At 73.6% G+C, this 19,544-nt stretch carries 15 protein-coding genes and 1 pseudogene; 14 read left to right on the forward strand and 2 right to left on the reverse strand.

Features of this window, described 5'->3' with window-relative positions; all coding sequences use genetic code 11:
* The first annotated feature begins 24 nt into the window (after nt 1–24).
* The 5 genes from AS857_RS13035 to AS857_RS13055 are packed head-to-tail and all read left to right on the forward strand — an operon-like array spanning nt 25 to nt 7,415.
* Nucleotides 25–1,308: a phenylacetate--CoA ligase family protein gene (locus tag AS857_RS13035; protein ID WP_058043267.1), complete on the forward strand. Its 1,284-nt coding sequence runs from the start codon at nt 25–27 to the stop codon at nt 1,306–1,308.
* Complete coding sequence (locus tag AS857_RS13040) at nt 1,305–2,609, forward strand: MFS transporter (protein ID WP_058043268.1); 1,305 nt, start codon at nt 1,305–1,307, stop codon at nt 2,607–2,609. The genes AS857_RS13035 and AS857_RS13040 overlap by 4 nt, the downstream gene beginning before the upstream one ends.
* A complete protein-coding gene (locus AS857_RS13045) occupies nt 2,606–3,751 on the forward strand; it encodes a GNAT family N-acetyltransferase (protein ID WP_058043269.1) in 1,146 nt (381 codons plus the stop codon). Before AS857_RS13040 ends, AS857_RS13045 begins: the two co-directional genes overlap by 4 nt.
* A complete protein-coding gene (locus AS857_RS13050) occupies nt 3,748–4,914 on the forward strand; it encodes a LuxE/PaaK family acyltransferase (protein WP_058043270.1) in 1,167 nt (388 codons plus the stop codon). The genes AS857_RS13045 and AS857_RS13050 overlap by 4 nt, the downstream gene beginning before the upstream one ends.
* Nucleotides 4,911–7,415, forward strand: a complete 2,505-nt coding sequence (locus AS857_RS13055) for an aldehyde dehydrogenase family protein (RefSeq protein ID WP_058043271.1) — start codon at nt 4,911–4,913, stop codon at nt 7,413–7,415. Before AS857_RS13050 ends, AS857_RS13055 begins: the two co-directional genes overlap by 4 nt.
* A 120-nt stretch (nt 7,416–7,535) precedes the next feature.
* Here AS857_RS13055 and AS857_RS13060 read toward each other — a convergent pair whose 3' ends face one another.
* Nucleotides 7,536–8,447, reverse strand: a complete 912-nt coding sequence (locus AS857_RS13060; protein ID WP_058043272.1) for a phosphotriesterase family protein — start codon at nt 8,445–8,447, stop codon at nt 7,536–7,538.
* A gap of 88 nt (nt 8,448–8,535) precedes the next feature.
* Between AS857_RS13060 and AS857_RS13065 the strand changes: the two genes are divergently transcribed.
* The 3 genes from AS857_RS13065 (at nt 8,536) to AS857_RS13070 (ending at nt 10,357) form a co-directional block, all read left to right on the forward strand.
* Nucleotides 8,536–9,102: a CGNR zinc finger domain-containing protein gene (locus tag AS857_RS13065; RefSeq protein WP_058043273.1), complete on the forward strand. Its 567-nt coding sequence runs from the start codon at nt 8,536–8,538 to the stop codon at nt 9,100–9,102.
* 323 nt (nt 9,103–9,425) lie between these two features.
* Nucleotides 9,426–9,563: a hypothetical protein gene (locus tag AS857_RS39930; protein WP_160330221.1), complete on the forward strand. Its 138-nt coding sequence runs from the start codon at nt 9,426–9,428 to the stop codon at nt 9,561–9,563.
* A 551-nt stretch (nt 9,564–10,114) separates the two neighbouring features.
* The gene (locus AS857_RS13070) at nt 10,115–10,357 is read left to right on the forward strand and encodes a hypothetical protein (protein WP_058043274.1); all 243 of its coding nucleotides are present in this window, start codon (nt 10,115–10,117) and stop codon (nt 10,355–10,357) included.
* 399 nt (nt 10,358–10,756) lie between these two features.
* Here the strand turns inward: AS857_RS13070 and AS857_RS13075 are convergent, their stop codons facing one another.
* The gene (locus tag AS857_RS13075) at nt 10,757–13,027 is read right to left on the reverse strand and encodes a terpene synthase family protein (RefSeq protein ID WP_173864748.1); all 2,271 of its coding nucleotides are present in this window, start codon (nt 13,025–13,027) and stop codon (nt 10,757–10,759) included.
* A gap of 215 nt (nt 13,028–13,242) precedes the next feature.
* On the opposite strand from AS857_RS13075, the gene AS857_RS13080 reads away from it, so the two are divergent.
* The 6 genes and pseudogenes from AS857_RS13080 (at nt 13,243) to AS857_RS13100 (ending at nt 19,447) form a co-directional block, all read left to right on the forward strand.
* Nucleotides 13,243–13,623, forward strand: coding sequence for a DUF937 domain-containing protein (locus tag AS857_RS13080; protein ID WP_058043275.1), 381 nt, complete (start codon nt 13,243–13,245; stop codon nt 13,621–13,623).
* 163 nt (nt 13,624–13,786) lie between these two features.
* Nucleotides 13,787–14,554, forward strand: coding sequence for a hypothetical protein (locus AS857_RS41285; RefSeq protein WP_058043276.1), 768 nt, complete (start codon nt 13,787–13,789; stop codon nt 14,552–14,554).
* Entirely contained in the window at nt 14,551–15,849 is a 1,299-nt protein-coding gene (locus tag AS857_RS41290; RefSeq protein WP_420823934.1) for a sensor histidine kinase, read from the forward strand. Before AS857_RS41285 ends, AS857_RS41290 begins: the two co-directional genes overlap by 4 nt.
* A gap of 189 nt (nt 15,850–16,038) precedes the next feature.
* Nucleotides 16,039–16,242 (forward strand): annotated as a pseudogene (locus AS857_RS42075) (acyl-CoA-like ligand-binding transcription factor); the annotation flags it as partial.
* Between the two features lie 162 nt (nt 16,243–16,404).
* Nucleotides 16,405–17,856 carry an MFS transporter gene (locus AS857_RS13095; protein ID WP_058044119.1) on the forward strand — a complete coding sequence of 484 codons (1,452 nt, stop codon included), beginning with the start codon at nt 16,405–16,407 and terminating at the stop codon, nt 17,854–17,856.
* A 22-nt stretch (nt 17,857–17,878) separates the two neighbouring features.
* The gene (locus tag AS857_RS13100) at nt 17,879–19,447 is read left to right on the forward strand and encodes an alpha/beta hydrolase (protein WP_058043277.1); all 1,569 of its coding nucleotides are present in this window, start codon (nt 17,879–17,881) and stop codon (nt 19,445–19,447) included.
* Nucleotides 19,448–19,544 lie beyond the last annotated feature (97 nt).

Genomic DNA, 19,544 nt, shown 5'->3' on the forward strand with positions numbered 1-19,544 from the left:
TTCCCTGAGCTAGGCAAAGGCAGCATGCCCGTCCATCAGCTATCGGACCTCATACGTTATGTCCGTCACAACTCCCCGTTCTATGCGGACCTCTACGCGGACCTTCCGCCGGATGTGGACTGCCTCACCGATCTGCCGGTGGTGGACCAGAGCGCTTTCTGGGCCGCGAATACCCTGCACGGCAATCGCGTCCTGACCGCCCCGCTCGACGAGGCCTCGGTCTTCAAGACCGGCGGCACGACCGGCGCACCCAAATTCTCCTGCTACACCCGCGAGGAATGGCGGGAGTTCGTGACCGCCTTCGGCCACGGCCTCGTCGACGCCGGGCTGCGCCCCGGCCACCGGGTCGCGGACCTCTTCTACGCGGGCGAGCTCTACGCCAGCTTCCTCTTCATCCTCGACTCCCTCTCCCACGCCCCCGTGGGCAGCGTGCGCCTGCCCATCGGCGGCGGCGCCCCGCTGGAGACGACCGTCCCCACGCTGCGCGACTTCGCCGCCCAGATCGTGGCCGGCACCCCGACCACCCTGTGCCGCCTGGCCGAGCACCTGATCGCCGCCGGCGAGCAGCTCCCCTCCGTCGAGCTGCTGTTCTTCGGCGGCGAGGCCCTCTTCGACGACCAGCGCCGCCTGCTGGCCCGCGCCTTCCCCAACGCCGAGCCCCGCACACTCGGCTACGCCAGCGTCGACGCCGGCCTCCTCGGCCGCCCCGTGCCCGGTGCGGCGGACGCCCGCACACACCGCGCCTTCACCCCGCACACCGTCGTCGAGATCCTCGACGACGCCACGGACGAGCCCATCCGCGAGGCCGGCCGACCCGGACGCGTGGTCGTCACCCAGCTCTTCCGCCGCCTCATGCCCGTCATCCGCTACCCCGCGGGCGACCGAGCCGAGTGGACCGACCCCGAGGCGGGCGTCTTCCGCATCCTCGGCCGCGCCGAGGAAGGCGTGCGCGTCGGCCCCGTCTCCCTGTACTCCCAGGACGCCCAGGGCGCCGTCGCCGCGGCCGACACCGACGGCCGCGTCGTGGGCATGCAGCTCGTCGTCCGCCGCTGGGACGGCCGCGACGGCCTCGTCCTGCGCCTGGCCGTATCTCCTGACGACCCCGGCTCCGAGGACCCGGCCGGGCTCGACGTCCTCGCCAAGTCCGTCGTGGCCGAGCTCGAAGAGGCCCGCCCCTTCTACCCCGACGCCGTCGCCACCGGCTTCGTCCACCCGCTGTCCGTCGAGTGGGTGCGCCACCGCGACCTCACCGTCAACCAGCGCTCCGGCAAGCTCGTCCGCGTCATCGACGAAAGGCCCACGGCATGACCGCCGCCCCGACGGCCGGCACCGGCCGCCGGCTGCCGCTGGTCCTGCGCAACCGCGCCTTCGGCGCCGTGTGGCTCGGCCAGGTGCTCACCCAGGCCGCCGTCCGCATGTTCCAGGTCGGCGTCTCCTGGTGGCTCGTCGCCTACGCCGTCTCCGGCGGCAACGGCCTCGCCTCCGGCCTGTTCATGGCGGTCAGCACCGTGCCCGCCGTGGCCCTCGCCCCCTTCGTCGCCCGTGCGATCGGTCGCTTCGCCCACCGCTCCGTGCTGCGCACCGCGGCCGGCGGCGCCGCCGTCGCGGCCACGGCCCTCGCCGTCTGGGCGTACGCGAGCGACCTGCCCATCGCGGCCGCCTACGCCGCGACCCTCGCGCTCGCCACCTGCCAGGCCTTCTTCGACCCCTGCCTGACCACCTCCGTCCCCGAACTCGTCGACGACGAGGACATCGAGGCCGCCACCGGCTTCGAACTGTCCACCCAGTCCCTCGCGAGCCTCGGCGGAGCCCTGCTCGGCGCCCTCATCGTCGACCGCGCCGGGATCCCCGGCCTCGCCGTCGGATGCGCCGCGGCCTACGCGGCCGCCGCCGTGCTCATCGCGACCGTCCGCTTCCGCACCCCGGACGCGGGCGAGGGCGAAGGGGCGGAGGGCGACGGGACCGGCCCGCGCACGCTGCGCCAGGTCCTCTCCGGCCTGCCGTTCGTCCGCGCCATCCTGGTCTGCTTCACCGCGGCCAACCTCTTCACCACGGCCGTGTTCATCGTGATGCCGCTCTACACCAAGTCGGTGCTGCACGGCGACGGAGCCACGGTCGCCCTGCTCGAAGCGGCCCTCGGCACCGGCACGCTCATCGGCTCCTTCACCGGCGCCCGCATCCCGGGACGGCCCACCGTCGTCGGCTCCGCCTGCCTCGGCGCGATGGCCCTCGCCCTCGCCGTCCCCGGCATCGTCGGCGAACGGCCCGTCATCGCGGGCAGCCTCGCCGTGACCGGCTGGTGCGTCGGCGTCATCGGCGTGCGCTTCGTGGCCCTCTTCCAGCGCCTCGTGCCCGCCGCCGACAAGCCCGCCTTCTTCGCGGTCATGCAGGCCGTGCTCGGCGCGACCTTCCCCCTGGCCTCGCTGCTGTTCGGCCTGCTGGGCGACCACCTCTCGCCCCAGACCCTGTGCCTGATCCAGGCCGTGGGCCTGGTCCCGGCGGCCTGCGCCCTGGCCCTGCTCAAGGAGCCCGCCCCGGCCGCGGAGACCCCCCGCCCCGAGGCGGAGACGCAGGTACCGGCCGGCGCCGCCGCGGGAGGCGCGAGGTGACCGTCCCCGCCCCAGCCGTCGAGCAGGCCACCCCCGGCGACATCGCCGAACTGCGCCAGCTCTACTACGCCGTCTACGGCCCGCACTACCCCACGGCGCTCGGCACCGACCCCGCCGTGATGGCCCGCCTCATCGAGGACCCGCACACCCTCTGGCTCGTCACCCGCTGCCCGCGCACCGGCGCCCTCACCGGCTCCGCCGCGGTGCACAGCGAGCCCGGCAGCCGCCTCGGCCGCCTCGAAGGGCTCGCCGTCCACCCCGACCAGCGCGGCTCGGGGCTCGCCGGCCTGCTCACCGAGGCCCTGTGCCGGCGCACGCTGGACGCCGGCCGCCTCGACTCCGTCTACGCCACGGTCCGCACCGTCAGCGCCGGACCCCAGCGCGTCGTCGCCCGCAACGGCTTCCGCCCCATGGGCGTCCTGCCCAACGCCGTCGACGTCCACAGCCGCGAGAGCCTCGCGCTCTACGCGCGTTACTCGCCCGGCGTGCTGGAACGCCGCGCCCCCGTCGCCGAGGTGCCCGCCCCGCTCGTCCCGCTCCTGCGCACCGCGGAGCAGAGCCTGGGCGTCAGCTACGCCCGCACCCGGGCCACCGCACCGGCGCCGGCACCCGCCGGACCCGCGGCCGCGGACCTGGAGATGATCGAGGCGCCGGCGTTCGTCCGCCGCCGCTTCCGCGAGCGCTTCCCCGACGCCGGCCACTGGTTCTATCCCCTGCACACCCCCAACGTGCTGCTCGTCCCCGGCGACGGGAGCTTCGAGGTCTACGCCTGCCTCAACCGGGCCGGCGGCTACTGCGCCCTCGTCGCCGGCCACCCCGGCCCGGCCGTCGCGGCCGCCCACCTCGAACCGATCACCCGCGCCCTGACCCGCGCCGGAGCCGGCTACGTCGAGGCGCTGCTCCCGCTGGACCGGCACGACCTGCTCTCCGCCGGCCTCGCCCAGGGCTTCATCCCCAGCGCCCTCTACCCGGCCATGCGCCGGGAGGGGGACGGCTTCCACGACTACGTCGTGATGTCCCGGACCACCGAGCAGATCGACTTCCGCGGCCTGGTCGCCGACGCGGCCCTGCAGCCCTTCCTGGATTCCTACGTATCGGCCTGGGCGTCGACGTATCTGCCCTCACGCGAGGTTGCCTCATGACACTCACCGCACCCCTCAACCCCCATCTCGCCCCGGTCGCCGTCCCCGACCCGGACGCGCTCGCACACGTCCAGCGCCTGTGCGACCTGACCGACCCCTACGCCTCCGGCCCCGCCGAGGAGGAGCTCTTCGCCGCCGCCATGGCCGAGAGCCACGCCTGGCACCGCGAGCGCTCCCCGTTCTTCCGCGACCTCCACACGGCCACCGCCGCGGACGCGCCCTACGGCGCGCCCCTGGTCCACGCCAACTTCTTCAAGCGCCACGAAGTGCTGTCCATCCCCCGCGAGGACGTCCACCTGCACCTGACCTCTTCCGGCACCACCGGGCAGAAGTCGCAGATGTTCTTCGACGAGTGGACCATCCGCTCCGCCCAGCGCATGGTCGCCCGCATCTTCGAGCGCAACGGCTGGATCACCCCCGACCGGCCCGTCAACTACCTGCTCTACAGCTACGAGCCGGCCCGCGACCTCAAGCTGGGCACGTCCTTCACCGACAACTACCTGTGCGACTTCGCCCCGGCCCGCCAGGTCGAGTACGCCCTGCGCAACACCGGCGCCGGGCACGAGTTCGACCCCTTCGGCTGCATCGCCGCGCTGCGCCGCTTCGCCGAGGACGACGCCCCGGTCCGGATCCTGGGCTTCCCCGCCTTCCTCTGGTTCACCCTGGAACGCATGCGCGCCATGGGCCTGCCGCCCCTGCAGCTGCCCGAGGGCTCGCTGATCATCCTGGGCGGCGGCTGGAAGGGCCACACCGATCAGCAGATCGGCAAGCACGAGCTCTACGCCCGCGTCACCGAACAGCTCGGCGTCCCCTCCGAGCGGATCCGCGACACCTTCGGCTCCGTCGAGCACTGCATCCCCTACATCGAGTGCTCCCACCACAACCTGCACGCGCCGGTGTGGTCCCGGGTGTTCATCCGCTCCACCCGCACCCTCGAACCGCTGCCGTACGGAGAGAAGGGCTACCTGCACCTCGTCTCCCCGTACATCACCTCCGTGCCCGCCCAGAGCGTCGTCATGGGCGACCTCGCCTCCCTCCTCCCCGGCGAGGAGTGCGGCTGCGAGCTGGACACACCGTGGTTCACCATTCACGGCCGCGCCGGAGTGAGCCGCAACAAGAGCTGCGCGGTGGCCGCCGCCGAGCTGATGAAGGGAATGTCATGACCGAGACCATGAACCACCACTACTGGCAGGGCGCCTTCATCGGCGACGACGAGGCCGCACGCCGCCTCGGAACCCTGCCCGCGGCCGTCGAGCAGGCGCTCTCGTCCCCGCTCGACACCGAGACCGTCCTGGCCGCCTGCGACGGCCTCGCGAGCGCCCTGCGCGACCCGGCTCACCCCGTCCGCGCCCGCCTCGCGCCCCACGTGCCCGCCGGCGAGGACGCCGACGCGCTCCTGGGCGAACTCGCCGCCTTCCTCGGCCGCGACGCGCTCAGCCGCAAGCTCCGCCGCGAACTGGGCGGCACCGCGCCGCAGCGCCTGAACCGCCCCGACGCCAAGGAGACCGTCTACGAGGCGTGGGCCCCCGTCGGCCTCGTCGCCCACATCGCCCCCGGCAACGCCGCGACCGTCGCCCCCCTCAGCCTGATCGAGGGCCTCCTCGCCGGCAACGTCAACGTCCTCAAGACGAGCAGCGCCGACACCCTCCTCGCCCAGCACCTCCTCGCCGAGCTCGCCGCCCTCGACCCCACGGGGGCCGTCGCCGAGCGCGTCATCGTGCTGCGCTTCTCCTCCGGCCGCCAGGACTGGCTGAAGCTCATGTGCGCCCCGGCCGACGCCGTCGCCGTCTGGGGCGGAGAGGCCGCCGTCGAGGGCGTCGCCGCCCACGTCCCGGCCGGCTGCCGGCTCGTCGAGTGGGGCCACAAGATCTCCTTCGCCTACCTGACGCGCGACGCGTGGGCCGACGAGGAGACCCTCGCCGCCCTCGCCGCCGACGTGTGCCTCTTCGAGCAGCAGGCCTGCTCCAGCCCCCAGGTCGTCTACCTCGACACCGAGGACGCCGACGAGGTCTTCGCCTTCGCGGAGCGCTTCGCCGCCGTCCTCGCCGGGATGCCGGCGGCCGCCGCGGAGGACCTCGACCCGGCGGAGGAGGCCGAGCTCACCACCACCGAGCTCATCGCCCGCCTCGAGGAACACCTCGGCCTGACCCGGGTGATCGCCGCCCCCGACGGTTCCTGGCGCGTCATGGCCGACACCCGGCCCGCGCTGACCGCCTCCCCGCTGCACCGCAGCGTGTGGGTCAAGCCCCTGCCGCGCAAGGGCCTGATCGGCGCCCTGCGCCCCATGCGCCGCTACCTGCAGACCGCCGGCATCGCCGGCAGCCGCACCGACGTCGCGGAGCTGTCCGCCACCGTCCTGGCCGCGGGCGCCACCCGCGTCACCCCCGTCGGAGCCATGACCGCCGGCTACTCCGGCGAACCCCACGACGGCGTCTACGCTCTCCAGCGCTACAGCCGCCGCGTCGCCGTCCAGGCCGACGAGCGCTTCGCCACCACCGCCTGCCTCGACGACCTGGCCCGCGCCGCGGACTTCCCGGCGCCCACCGGCCCGCTGCTGGACAAGGCGGCCGTCCAGGAGCGCAACCGCGACGTCGCCCGCGGCGACGCCGAGCTGTACTTCCGCAGCGGCGGCAGCACCGGCACCCCCGCCCTGTCCCTCTTCAGCTACGACGACTACGACACCCAGATGCACGCCGCCGCCCGCGGCCTGCTCGCCGCCGGCTACGACCCGGCACGCGACCGCACCGCCAACCTCTTCTACTGCGGCGGCATGTACGGCAGCTTCATCAGCTTCTTCTCCATCCTGGAGCGGCTGGGCGGCGTCCAGATACCGATGGCCGCGGGCCCCGACCACCGGGCCACCGCCGAGGCCATCGTCGCCTACGAGGTCGACACCCTCTTCGGCATGCCCTCCTACCTGTGGCAGCTCCTGCACGAGCAGGAGGAGCTGCTGCGCTCCTACGGCGGCATCCGCAAGATCTTCTACGGTGGTGAGCACTTCACCGACGAGCAGCGGCGCACCCTCGCCGACACCTTCGGCATCGAGGTCGTCCACTCCATCACCTACGGCAGCACCGACCTCGGCCCGCTGGGCTACCAGTGCACCGAGAGCACCGGCAGCGTCCACCACCTCCACGCCGACCTGCACACCCTGGAGATCCTCGACGTCGCCTCCGACGAGCCGGTGGAGCCGGGGGAGACCGGGCGGCTGGTCTTCACCACCCGCGCCCGGCGCGGCCAGCACCTCGACCGCTACGTCATCGGCGACCTCGGCCGCGCACTGCCCGGCCGCTGCCCCTGCGGCAGCCACTCCCCGCGCTTCGAACTGCTCGGGCGGCTGGGCGACGTGATGCGCGTCGCGACGTACTTTCTCAACTACCGCCGCTTCGTGGCGATCGCCGAGGAGAGCCTGCGCTTCAGCGGCGAACTGCAGATCCTGCTCGCCGGCGACGGCACCCGTGAGGGACTCACCGTCCGCATGGAGCGCACGGCCGCGACGGACGTGGCCGCGGCGCGGGAGGCCTTCCTGGCCGGGTACCCCGAACTGCGCACGGCCGTGGAGGAGAAGCTCCTCGCCCTCACCGTCGAAGCGGTCGAAGGCGCCGACCTCGACCGCACCCCGACCAGCGGCAAGCTGCGCACGGTGGTGGACAACCGGAGGTGACCCGTCCTGCTCGTCGTCACGCAGGACCAGCGGGACGACGGTGACCAGGACGAGGGCCGGCCCCGTCAGCAGACTCGGCATGATCGCCGAACGTGCCGACGGGGCCGGCCCGTTCCCGGATCAGGCGTCGTCACGCGGCCGGCCGGCCGCGAAGGCGCGGGCCGGGTTCGTGACGAACACCCGGTGGGCGAAGTCCTCGCCGAGCTCCGCCGTCAGCGCGGGCCGCAGCGTGCGCAGCAGGTACGGCATGCCCGGGCCGTCCGCCGCCGAGCGCGCGGCGGCCGTCGTGGTGTCCCCGCCCAGGAGGATCCGGCCGGCGTGGCCCGCCTCGGCGAGGGCCGTCAGCGCGTCGAACAGCCGCCAGTCCGTGGCGTGATGGGAGCGCGAGGGGCCGTCGAAGGCGAGGAAGGCCCCCTCCCCGGCCGCCCGGAGGTGCACGCGCAGGTCGGGAGAGCGGTTGAGGTGGCCGAGGACGACCCGGACCGGCGGGACGCCCAGCTCCCCGCACAGCAGGTCCAGCACGTCCAGGGCGCCCGTGCCGAGTTCGAGGTGGACGGCGATCGGCGCACCCGTCGCGTGGTGCGCCTGCGCGGCGGCGGCCATCACGTGCCGAGCGTGTCCGTCGAGGCCGTGGAAGCCTCCGGCGACCTTGATCAGCCCGGCGCGGACCGGCCCGTGCGTCAGGTCCCGGACGAACAGCTCCGTCAGCCGGTCCCGGTCGCGGTCCAGACGCTCCCGCTCGTAGTGCACCGCCTGGTGCAGCCCCGTCGCGGCGACCACGTGCACCCCCGTGGCGGATGCCAGCGCCGCGAGATCGGCCCGCCGGCGCCCCATGCCGCGGGGCGTCCACTGCACCACGGCCTGCCCGCCCGCCGCCTGGAAGGCGCGCAGCTCCGCGCCCGCCGCCTCCACGTCGTCGAGCTCCTGGCCCGGCAGCCGGGGGCTGCGCAGGAAGAGGTGGTCGTGCGCGTCGCAGACGCCCAGCTCCTCCGCGGGAACATCCCCGAGAACGGTCCGTACGACGGGCCCCATGGTGTCTCCTCCGCTCTCCATGCGTAACGGCTCACCCGTTACATGATCAGCGTGATCACTGTAACGGGTGAGCCGTTACGATGCTCCTATGACCGACGAGGACGACCGCTTGGCCTTCCGCTTCGACTGCGGAGCCGGCTGGCTCAATCTGCTCGCCACCAGCGGCCGGCACTTCGGCACGCACCCGGTCGAGCGCATGGCCACGCCCGGGCGGCTGGCGGAGTGGCTCGACCGCAGCGAGCTGACGCCGGCCCGGCCGCCCGGCGCCGCGGACCTCCGCCAGGCCCACGCCCTGCGCGAGACCCTGCGCCCCCTCGCCCTGGCCGTAGCGGAAGGGCAGCCGCCGCCGGCCGGAGCCGTCGGGGAACTCACCCGCTTCCTCGGCGAGGAGCGCGACCCCGTACGGCTCGTCGCCGCGGACCGGCTGCTGCGGGAGCCGCCCGCCACGACCGGAGCGGCCCTCGCCCGCATCGCCCGGCAGGCCGCCGACCACCTCACCGGCCCCGAGCGCCAAACCCTGTCGGTCTGCCCCGAGCACGACTGCCGCGGCGTCTTCGCCAACCCCACCGGCCGCCGCCGCTGGTGCCCGTCACCGGCCTGCGCGAGCCGCGGCCGCGTCCGCGCCCTCCGCGAGCGCCGCCGTGCGGGGGAGTGAGGTAGAGGGATCCTCTGCGTGGCGAAGGGCGTTCATGCCGTGCCGCTTGTGTTTGCCGGAGTAGTGCGGGCTGGCGGCGATCCAGTTGATCGGCAGCAGCGCCCGTCCAGGTCGCGGACGCCGGACGGCTCGGAATGCTCGGGAAGGCAACCACTTCTAAACGCACACGGGAGCCCTCAATGAGAGCTCCCGTAGCCATCAGATTTCGAGGTTCGCCGAGCAGCCCTCGGAAAACCTAACCTGCTTTCCAGCCCGACCATGCTCCGCTGGTGGCTCGGGTGTTGTGCCACCAACCGCCATCGCTGCCTCTGCAGGATATGGTGATGGACCAGCCGTTTGCGCTGGAAGGCAGGCCGTCGTTCGGGTTGCACCAGCCCTTCATGTTGAGCCAGTTACTGGTCGACGAAGCGGTTGACCAACGGCTCCATACGCTGTGGTCAGTTCCGATGACGAAGACCTGAGGGTAGCCATCCGGCTTCTGCCAGTAGACGACGTCAACGCCGGTGCCTTTGCAGAACCAGTTTCCGCCCCAGTTGCTGAAGTGGCACCACCCGTCAGAAGTCCGGTAGGCGGATCCGGGCACTGATGCCTGGATCCTTTCATCTTCGCTTCTCGGGGCGGCTTGTGCAGCAGTGGAGCTAGCCGCGACAGCCATCAGTGCCCCAGCAGCCAGAACGCCTAGGCGTCGACCTGAACTGCGCACGATAGAACTCCTCTGTTGTCGTTTCTCTCGAAACGTGCAGAAAGTGTCTAACTGTCACCGCAGAACGCGCACATCGTAGTGTGCCTGTTTGTACCGAAGCACGACATGTTCGAGCCAACCCCACACAGCACCACTGCCGCCCGGCCGGTGAAGTCGTCGTCGATCCACACAGCGGGGCGTCCCCCAACCAGCCGTCGACGTGATCACGCTTCCACAGGTAGCCGTCGGGATGGCTGCTGGTGATCTCAGGACGCGGCACGTCGACGTGCGGCAGAGGCGGAAGGCCGCGCCCGATTCACCGGCACGAGCATGGCGGGCCCGAAGACCGACTTGGAGTTGGCCCGCCAGGAGATCACCTTGCTGCGGGCCGCGCGGGACAAACTCACTGAGGCCCTGCGGCGCCAGCTCGGCCAGCAGTTCGACCAAGTCGCCGTCGGTGATCGCGTGACCCGCGTGAACGAGCTCACCGCTCAGGACCAGCGGCTCTCTGCCGATCTCGTTGCCGCCCAGCAGGCGACGGCAGAGCTCGAAGCACAGCTCACCGAGGCCTAGGATGACCTCGCTGCGGCCCGCGGCGGTCTGCAGAAAATCTGCCGTGGACATCACCGAGCCGAGCGAACTCGATTTCTACCAGAAAGCGTTCGAGCTGCTGCGCCGAGGCGCCGTGTACGGAGATGCCGCCAAGGAGCTTCTGCGAAAGGCCCGGTCCTTCTGGACCAGTGCTCCGCTCCGGACGGGAGACCGAGACGCAGAGGACTCGATTTCCGCATGGGCCGCGGCGGCGGTTCCCTTAAGCCGACACCGCCTGACTGACTGCCCCCAGCCCGCAGGTCATCCCAAGGGACGTCCTGGCGAGCCGGGCGCGTCTTCCTTCCACGGAGAGAACTGGGGAGCAGATAGGGGGTGCGGCACCCAAGAGCTGCTGCCCCGTCGGAACTCCCCGGCGCCCCGTCAGCCCACCGGCTGGGCGCCGGTGGCGGGGGCGCGGAGCAGGGCCGACAGTCGTGCGGCCGACGTGCCCAGGCCGGTCGGGGTGCCCAAGGGCGGGGTGACGGGGGCCGGGGCGCCCTTGTGGCGGAGCAGGTCCTCCTCCCGGTAGCGGCGGCAGTCCCGGTGCCAGGTGAGGATGCCGGCCATCCAGTCCTGGAGCTCCCGGGCGTACCCCCGCAGCGCCGCGCGGGCCTCCGCGTCGAGGCCGAAGTCCTCGAAGAGGACCGGCAGCTGGTGGTCGACCACGTGCTGGAACTCCCGCATCCGCGAGGCCTGGAGGTCGGCGACGATGCCCAGCGCTTCCATGCGCCCGCAGTCGAAGAAGTCCTCGACGACCAGGACGGCGTTGTGGATCTCGCCCTCGAACTGGATCTCCTTCTGGTACGAGAACATGTCGTTCATCAGGATGGCGTAGTCCATGGCCGCGTTCTCCATGGCCTGGACCGGCTGGGAGCGGTAGATCTCCGGCGGCACGGCCGCGCCGTGGCCGTTGCGGCAGAGCGTCAGGGTGAGGTCGGAGCCGAAGGTCTGGCGGCGCATCTCGATGTAGTCCACGGGCTCGGGGACGCGGTGCAGCTTCTGGTTCTCCAGCTCCCACAGCCAGGCGTCGAGCATCGCCTTGACGGCCGCATGGAGATCGGCGCGCTCGCTGCTGGTCATGGCCTCCGTGGTGCGGGCCCACAGGTCGGCCAGGCCGAGCTCCAGGACGTGCTCCGGGGGCGGGGTGACGGGGGAGTCCACGGGCATGAACAGCAGCAGCCGCTTCGTGCAGGCCTTGGCCGCGGCCATGCCGGCCGCCCCGGTGTGCCCGCCGAAGGCCACGGGGTAGTAGTCGTCCCCGTAGGTGCCCCAGGTCAGCCAGTCGGTGGCCAGGTCGAGCTGGCCGGCGGTGCCGTCGGGGTGGAGGCCCGCGGCGCACAGCGCGAAGTCGTAGTCGGCGAGCTTCTCCTCGGTCCACAGCCCGGAGCCGGGAAGCACGGGGTTCGGGGCGAGCATCCCCATGCGGTGGCCCCACACGATGCTGTTCCGCCGGGAGGCGTCCAGGTGGGGGTTGAGCCGCACCTGGTACGGCATGGGGAAGTCCGGCAGCGGCAGGTGGCCCACGGCCTGGAACGGCACGTGGGTGTGGCGGCGCAGCCGCGCCGGTGCCGTCGCCGCGATCGAGGTGAACATCCGTGCCGCGGACGTGCCCAGCCCGAGCGGCCCGGCGAGCAGCGCCTCGGGGGCGTTGACCGCTCCGCCCGGGGCGTCGTTCATGTAGCGGCTGGAGCGCATGTGCCATTCGTGGCCGCCGGACTGCCAGTCCTGGAGCCCCTTGACGTAGGCGAAGACGTCGTGGCGGGACAGCGGGTCCAGGCCGTGCTCGTCGAAGAGGGGCGCCAGCTCGGTCAGGGCGGTGTGCTCGAACTGCTGGAGCCGGGAGGTGAGCCAGTCGTTGACGGTGTCGGCCGCCTGCTGGGTGTCGCACCCCAGGAACCGCTCCAGGACGAGGACCGCATTGGCCAGCTCGCCCTCGGCCTCGGTCTCCCGCTGGTACGAGAAGAGGTCGTTGCGCAGGTGCACCCCGTCGGCGAAGGTGTCCTTCAGCACCCGCATCGGCCGGCTCGCGGCGACGGCCCCGGGGACCTCGGCGCCCACCGCGAACTCGACGAGGTTGGCCGACCAGGGGGCGCCGCCCACCTTGCGGCGCATCTCGATGTATTCGATCGGGTTGGCGACCCGGCCCTCGTTGATGTTGGACAGTTCCCAGATGGACTCGTTGAGCAGGTGCCGCGTGCTCTCGATGAAGCGCCGCCGCCAGTCCTCCGACATGGACGGGACCGTGCGGGCCCATAGGTCCGCGAGGCCCGCCTCCACCGGGTTGGTGGGCTCGGGGGTCCCGCCGGCGTCCAGGGGCATGAAGGCCGGCAGCCGGTCGAGATACGCCTTCGCGCCCGCCATGTCACCGGTGCGCTTGAAGATGTCGAGGAAGTGGTCGTCGAAGAAGAACACCCAGACGTACCAGTCGGTGACGAGATCGAGCACCGGGCCGGACGCCTCCGGGTGGGTGTACGCGCACAGCAGGGCGTAGTCGTGCGCGTCCAGGTCCGCCTCGTCCCAGATGCCGGAGCCCTCCAGCATGTTCATCTCGCGGGCCCAGGCCTTGGAATGCTCCCGGGCGCCTTCCACGTGGGGATTGAGGCGCGCGGGGTACGGCATGTAGAAGGAGGGGAGAGCGAAAGGGTGCGACATGGCCGCCCACGCTAGTTCGCGTGCCCCTGGCAGGTAGATCGGAAGGTCATATTTCCCCTCAATGAGGTGAAAGCCGGGGCCGCGCCGCTTAAGGATCTTGAGTTCGGTGCCGCCGCTTCCGCGGGCCCCGGCGCGGGGGCGCACGCCGTTCCGCACGGTGATCGCCGCACTACCTTGCGTACCGAGATCTGTTCGGCCCGCGTAATGTCGGGCCCATGGGCGATGAAGCGCTGCAGCAGGACGTACTGGACGAGCTGGGTGAGGACAGGATCCAGGAGCTCGCAGGAGAGCTCGGCACCGACGCGGACGGGGCGACACGGATGGTGCGGGAGACCGTCGCCGCCCTCCCCGAGGAGCTCACCCGCCAGGAGAGCGCGGCCCCGGCCGGAGCAGCCGGCCCGGGCGGGTTCGGCGGCCTCGGGGGCGGGCTGGGCGGCGGGCTGATGTCCGGCGTCCTCGGGAAGATCACCGGCCCCGTGGCCGAAACCGTCGCCAAACGCACCGGCCTGCCGGTCGCCCAGGTCACCCGGGCGCTCGAACTGCTCCTGCCGGTCGTCATGACCACCATCGCCAAGCGCCGGGGAAGGAAGAAGTAGGCCGTGCGGCCGGGCGGGGGCCGCCCGCGGACACCTCCTGCGGCGGGGCTCCCGGCCGTGGCCTGCGGCGGGCCCGGAGGGCGCGGCGTGCGGCTCGCATAACATCGTGGCGTATCCCGGGTCCCGGACAGGGGCCGCCGCCAGCCGACGATGGAACCGCCGAGTGCCCCGATCCACCTGCCCCGACGCCGGGAGCGCCGTGCCGAGTGCCGCCTCCCGCCGGCGCGCCCTGCGGGCGCTCGGTGCGCTGGCCGTGCTCGCGGCGGCGGCGACCGGGTGCGCGAGCGCGGGCGAGCCCGTCGGCGCCGGCCGGACGGCCCCCGCCTCGGCCCCGTCCAGACTGTGGCCGCAGGCGACGCCGGCTCCGTCGCCGAGCGGCCCGCAGCACGACGGCGAGACGGCCACGAAGGTCCCCGGCGTCGCGGCCGTCCCCTCCGGGGACATCCACAAGGTGGACGCCTACGCCGCGGTCAAGGCCGAGGTCACGGCCAACCGCAACAGCGTCACGGGCGCGGACGCCCTCGACGACGCGACCGCCGCGAAGGTCTCCTCGTCGTGCTCCACCCCGCAGCAGCGGCAGCGCAACTGCCCCATCCGCAAGCCCGTCTACAGCGACCTCACCGGAGACGGCCGCGAGGACCTGATCGTCGGCATCGAGATGGAGGACCACTTCCTCTCGCTGCGCGCCTACACCCTCGTCAAGGGCGAGCTCACCCGCGTCCTGTCGACCGTCGCCCAGCCCTCGTCCGTCGAGGTCGCCGGCCGCGACCTGATCGTCTGGGAGCCGTGGACGACGCCGCACTACGCCCTGCGCTCGGTCTACACCTGGAACACCCAGAACCACTACATGGACTTCCGGCGCTACGAGATCCGCCGCGCCGAGTCCGGCGCCGCCCCGGCCACGCCGCGCGACCGGGAGCGCCGCCGGTGACCGCCGGGCCGCGGGGCCTGCGGGCCCGCCTCCGCAGGCTCTCCCGCCTGGGCTCGCTCTACGGGAAGTTCACGCTCTTCCTCGCCGTCGTGTGCTGCGTCGTCGCGACCGTGCTCGGCGTCCTCGTGCACGTCATCGTCACCCGGCAGACCGTCCACCAGGCCCGCTCCGAGGCCCTGTCCCGGCTCGACGCCGCCACCAAGGCCTACGCGTCCGGCGACCCCATGCACCGCCCCGCGGCCCTGAACCCGCCCGACCTCCCGCGGCGGCTCCAGGAGATGGCGCTGCGCGGCGAGCGCGGCACCGCTCTCGGCGACCACGACGGCACCCCGACCATGTGGGCCGCCGGGCCCGCCGACGCCGGGGTCATCACCGCCCGGTTCGACTACCGGCACAGCAAGGACACCATCGACGGCCTCGACCGGGCCATCGCCGGCTCCGCCACGCTCGCCATCGGCGGCACCCTGCTCATCGGCGTCTTCGCCGTCTCGCGGGTCACCCGCAGACTCCACCGCACCGCCGATGTGGCCCGCCGCATCAGCGCCGGCGACCTCGACGCCCGCGTCGCCGACCCGCGCACCACCCGCCCCGCCCGGGAGCAGGACGAGGTCGCCGCCGTCGCCGCGGCCCTCGACGCCATGGCGGGCACCCTGCAGGCCCGGCTGCAGAGCGAGCAGCGCTTCACCGCCGACGTGGCCCACGAACTGCGCACTCCCCTCGCCGGCCTGCAGGCGGCCGCGGACCTGCTGCCGCCCGGCCGGCCCACCGAGCTCGTGCGCGACCGGGTGCAGACGCTGCGCCGCCTGACCGAGGACCTGCTGGAGATCTCCCGGCTCGACTCCCTGACGGAGAAGGCCGACCTCGACGCGCACCTGCTGGGACAGCTGGCCGAGCGGGCCGTGCGCGCCTCCGGGATGGAGGCCGAGGTGCGCGTCCTGAAGGACGCGTGCGTGGAGACCGACCGGCGCCGCCTGGAGCGGGTGCTGAGCAACCTGCTCGTCAACGCCCACCGCCACGGCCGCCCGCCCGTCGTCGTCACCGTCGACGGGCCGGTGGTCTCCATCCGCGACCACGGCGAGGGCTACCCGGACTACCTCCTCGAACACGGCCCCCAGCGCTTCCGCACCGAGCCCACCAGCACCAGCACCAAGGGCCACGGCCTGGGCCTGACCATCGCCGTCGGCCAGGCCCGGACCATCCACGCGGAGCTGACGTTCGCCAACGCCCCCGGCGGAGGGGCGCTCACCACCCTGTGCCTGCCCGAGTACGAGGAGAGGCCGGAGGAAGCGGAGTAGAGGCCGCCGCCCGCTCCGGCCGCCGGCCACGGCGTGCCGACGACGGCCGCCGCCTGTCGTACGCGGCACGCGCCGCAGGAGACCGCCGCCGTGCGTCAGGCCGCGCTTCAGGCCGCTCGTGAACCGGTGGGGAGGGTGGCCCGCGCCCCGAACCACCGGGCCAGCGCGCTGCCGAAGGCCTCGGTCGCGGTGGGCCCGCCCGGAGCGGTAGTCGGCCGCCTGGCGGGCGTTGTCGGCTCGCCCGCCCTGCGCGCCCGCGTCCGCGAGGCCGTCGAGGAGCTGGAGGACGCCCTCGCGCGGGCCGTCGCCGGGACGACCGGGGCCCGCCCCGGCGACCCGGTGCCGCGACTGACCGCGGCCCTCACCGTCACCGCCTACCGCACCGTCGTCGCCACCACCATGGCCCGGCTGCTCGCGGGCGAACGTGCCGCCGACGCCGCCCCTGGCCACCGCGCGCTCATCGGCACCACGTTCGACGCCCTGGAGGCGGCGCTGCGGGCGCTCGGTGGTCCGGCCCGCGGGCCCGGGACCCCCCGACGCTGTAGCCTCGGCCGCATGCCACCGCACCCCCGCCGACCCCGGCCGTGGACCGCGGCCCTCGTCGAGGAACGGCCCCGCCCGGATCGCATACGGACCCGCCCCGGCGGCTGGCGGCTCGCGGTGGCCACCGTCTGCTTCGGTGCCTTCATGGGCCAGCTCGACGCCAGCATCGTCACCCTCGCCTACGGCGGGCTGCGCAGCGAGTTCCACGCCTCGCTGGCCGCCGTCGAGTGGGTCTCGCTGGCCTACCTCCTCACCCTCGTCGCACTGCTGGTGCCGGTCGGCCGGCTCGCGGACGCCCACGGCCGCAAGCTGTTCTACCTCTACGGATTCCTCGTCTTCACCGCCGCGTCGGCCGCCTGCGCCCTCGCCCCGTCCCTGGCCGTCCTCGTGGTCTTCCGCGTGCTGCAGGCCGCGGGGGCGGCGATGATGCAGGCCAACAGCGTGGCCCTGGTGACCACCAGCGCGCCGCGCGGGAAGATGCGCGCCGCCCTCGGCGTCCAGGCCGCGGCGCAGGCCCTCGGACTCGCCCTCGGCCCGACCGTCGGCGGCGCCCTGGTGGCCGGGCTCGGCTGGCGCTGGGTCTTCGCGGTCAACGTCCCCGTCGGCCTGGCCGCCCTCGTGGCCGGCCAGTACCTGCTGCCCCGCACCCGTACCCGCAGCCCCGCGGCCGGCTCCGACCGCCTCGGGCCGGTGCTCCTGGCCGTCGCGACCACCGCGCTGCTGCTGGCCCTGTCCATGGTGTCCGGGCTGACCGTGCCCGCCTGGGCCGTCGCCTTCCTGTTCGCCCTGGCCGCAGCCGCGACCTGGGGCTTCGTCCTGCGGGAACGCCGGGCGGCCCACCCCCTCGTCGACCCGGCCCTGCTGCGGCGCCGGGCCGTCTCCACCGGCCTCGCCGCGGCGCTCGGCGCCTACCTCGTCCTCTTCGGCCCGCTCGTGCTCGTGCCCGTCGTGCTCACCGGCGCAGGCTCCTCCGAGCTGCACGCCGGGCTGGTCCTGACGGCCCTTCCGGCCGGCTTCGCCCTGGCCGCGACCTGCGCGGAGCGCGTCCTGCCCAAGGCCCTGGGCGACCGGAGCCGCTGCCTGCTGGGCGCGGCCGTCGCGATCGCCGCGCTCGCCGCCATGCTCGCCCTCCCGCTCGCCACGGGCCCCCTGGTCCCGCTGCTCGCCCTTCTCGGCCTGGGGCTCGGCGTCTTCACCCCCGCCAACAACGCCCTGGTCATGGGGGCGATCCCGGCGGCGTCCTCCGGCACCGGGGGCGGGCTGGTCAACATGGCCCGCGGCCTCGGAACGGCCTTCGGCATCGCCCTGGTCACCCTCGCGCTCCACCACTCCGGCGCCGCCGGCCCCCACCGCGCGGTGGCCGTCCTGCTGGGCGCCGCGCTGCTCGTCGCGGCCGCCGCGTGGCTCGGGCCGACACGCCGGGGCCCGTCACCCGGACGAGCCACCGGGGACGCCGGCGGTTAGCAGGCCAAGTACCGTCCGCGGCATGAGGCCCGTACTCGCACCCTCCCTCTCCCTGCCCCTCGCCGTCGCTCTGCTGGCCTGCAGTCTGACCGCCTGTGCGAGCCGTGACGAGGCGGCGGGCCGACCGGACCTGACCCCCTATTACGACCAGGAGATCGCCTGGGAGCCCTGCTCCCGGGACCAGGACAAGACGATCAGGAACGAGACGCGGCACGCCCCCGGCGCACCCGAGTGCGCCCGGCTCACCGTGCCCTACACCTACGCGGACCCCGCCAAGGGCGAACTGCGGCTCGCCCTCATGCGCTACCGCACCAAGGACCAGGACCACCGTCTCGGCTCGCTCGTCCTGTCCTTCGGCGGACCGGGCGAGTCCGGGCTCGTACGGCTCGGCGCCCGCGGCCCGGACGGCTTCGGCAAGGCCGGCGGCCGCTACGACCTCGTCACCTTCGACCCGCGCGGCACCGGTGCCAGCTCCCCGGTCCGCTGCGGCCCCCGCGGCGCCGCCGTGGAGGCGGCCCGCGGCACGGACGAGGACTCCGGCGCCCGGGGCGGCCTCGCCGACCGCATCGAGGACCGGGCCAAGGGCCTGGAGGAGTGCAGCAGGCGCTCCGGGCCCGTCCTGCCGCACGTCGGGACCGTCAACACCACCCGCGACCTGGACGTGCTCCGCGCCGCCCTCGGCGAGGACAAGCTCCACTACCTCGGCTACTCCCACGGCACCCGGCTCGGCGCCGCCTACGCCCACCGCTTCCCGCAGAAGGTCGGCCGCATGGTCATGGACGGCGTCGACGACCCGTCGCCCGACGCGAGGCGGACCACCCTCGCCCGGGCCGCCGCCTACCACAAGGCCCTGCGCCACGCGGTGGAGATCTGCACCAGGCGGGGCGACGAGGACTGCATCCTCGGCTCCGACACCGACCGGGCCATGGAGAACGTCACCGCCGCCTTCGACCGCCTCGACGAGCAGCCCCTGCCCTGGGTGAACGGCCGCACCCTCGACCGGGAGACCGCCGTGACGCGGACCATGGGCCTGCTGCGCTCCCGCGGCGGCCTGCCCGAGGCCCCCAACCTCCTCGCGTCCATCGTCTACCACCTGCCGCCGGGGGAGTCCGCGCACATGGCCGAGGAGGAGGCCGCCCGGGCCGAGGGCAGGACCGAGGACGGCCGCGACGGATCCGGGGCGGCACGGGCCGCGGTCAACTGCGCCGACTCCAAGGGACGTTACACCGCCGGCCAGGTCGCGAACGCCTACGACGACTTCGCCGACGCCTCACCGGTCTTCGGCCCGACCCTGGCCTCCGACATGGCCCTGTGCACCGGCTGGCCGCAGGCCGGTGACGACAGCTCCCACGACGTCGCGGCCCCCCGCGCCCCCAAGATGCTCCTGCACACCTCCGAATTCGACCCCGCCACCCCCGTGCAGTGGCTGCGCCGCATGGCCCGGGCCGTCGGCCCCTCGGCCGTCACCATGACGGACACGGGCGGCGGCCACAGCGTCTACGGCTCGCCGGACGCCGAGTGCGTCAACGACAGGATCGACTCCTTCCTCCTGGACGGGACGCTGCCGGCCGACCGTACCCGCTGCACCTGACGCCCCGGCACCTGCCCGTGCTCCATTGGAGGGGACTGCGGGGCGCGCTGATGCGGCGCGCCCCGGCCGGGGGCAGGCATCAGCTCCATGGGGGCGT

The sequence above is a fragment of the Streptomyces roseifaciens genome (assembly GCF_001445655.1).
In the GTDB taxonomy this organism is placed as follows: Bacteria; Actinomycetota; Actinomycetes; order Streptomycetales; family Streptomycetaceae; genus Streptomyces; species Streptomyces aureoversilis.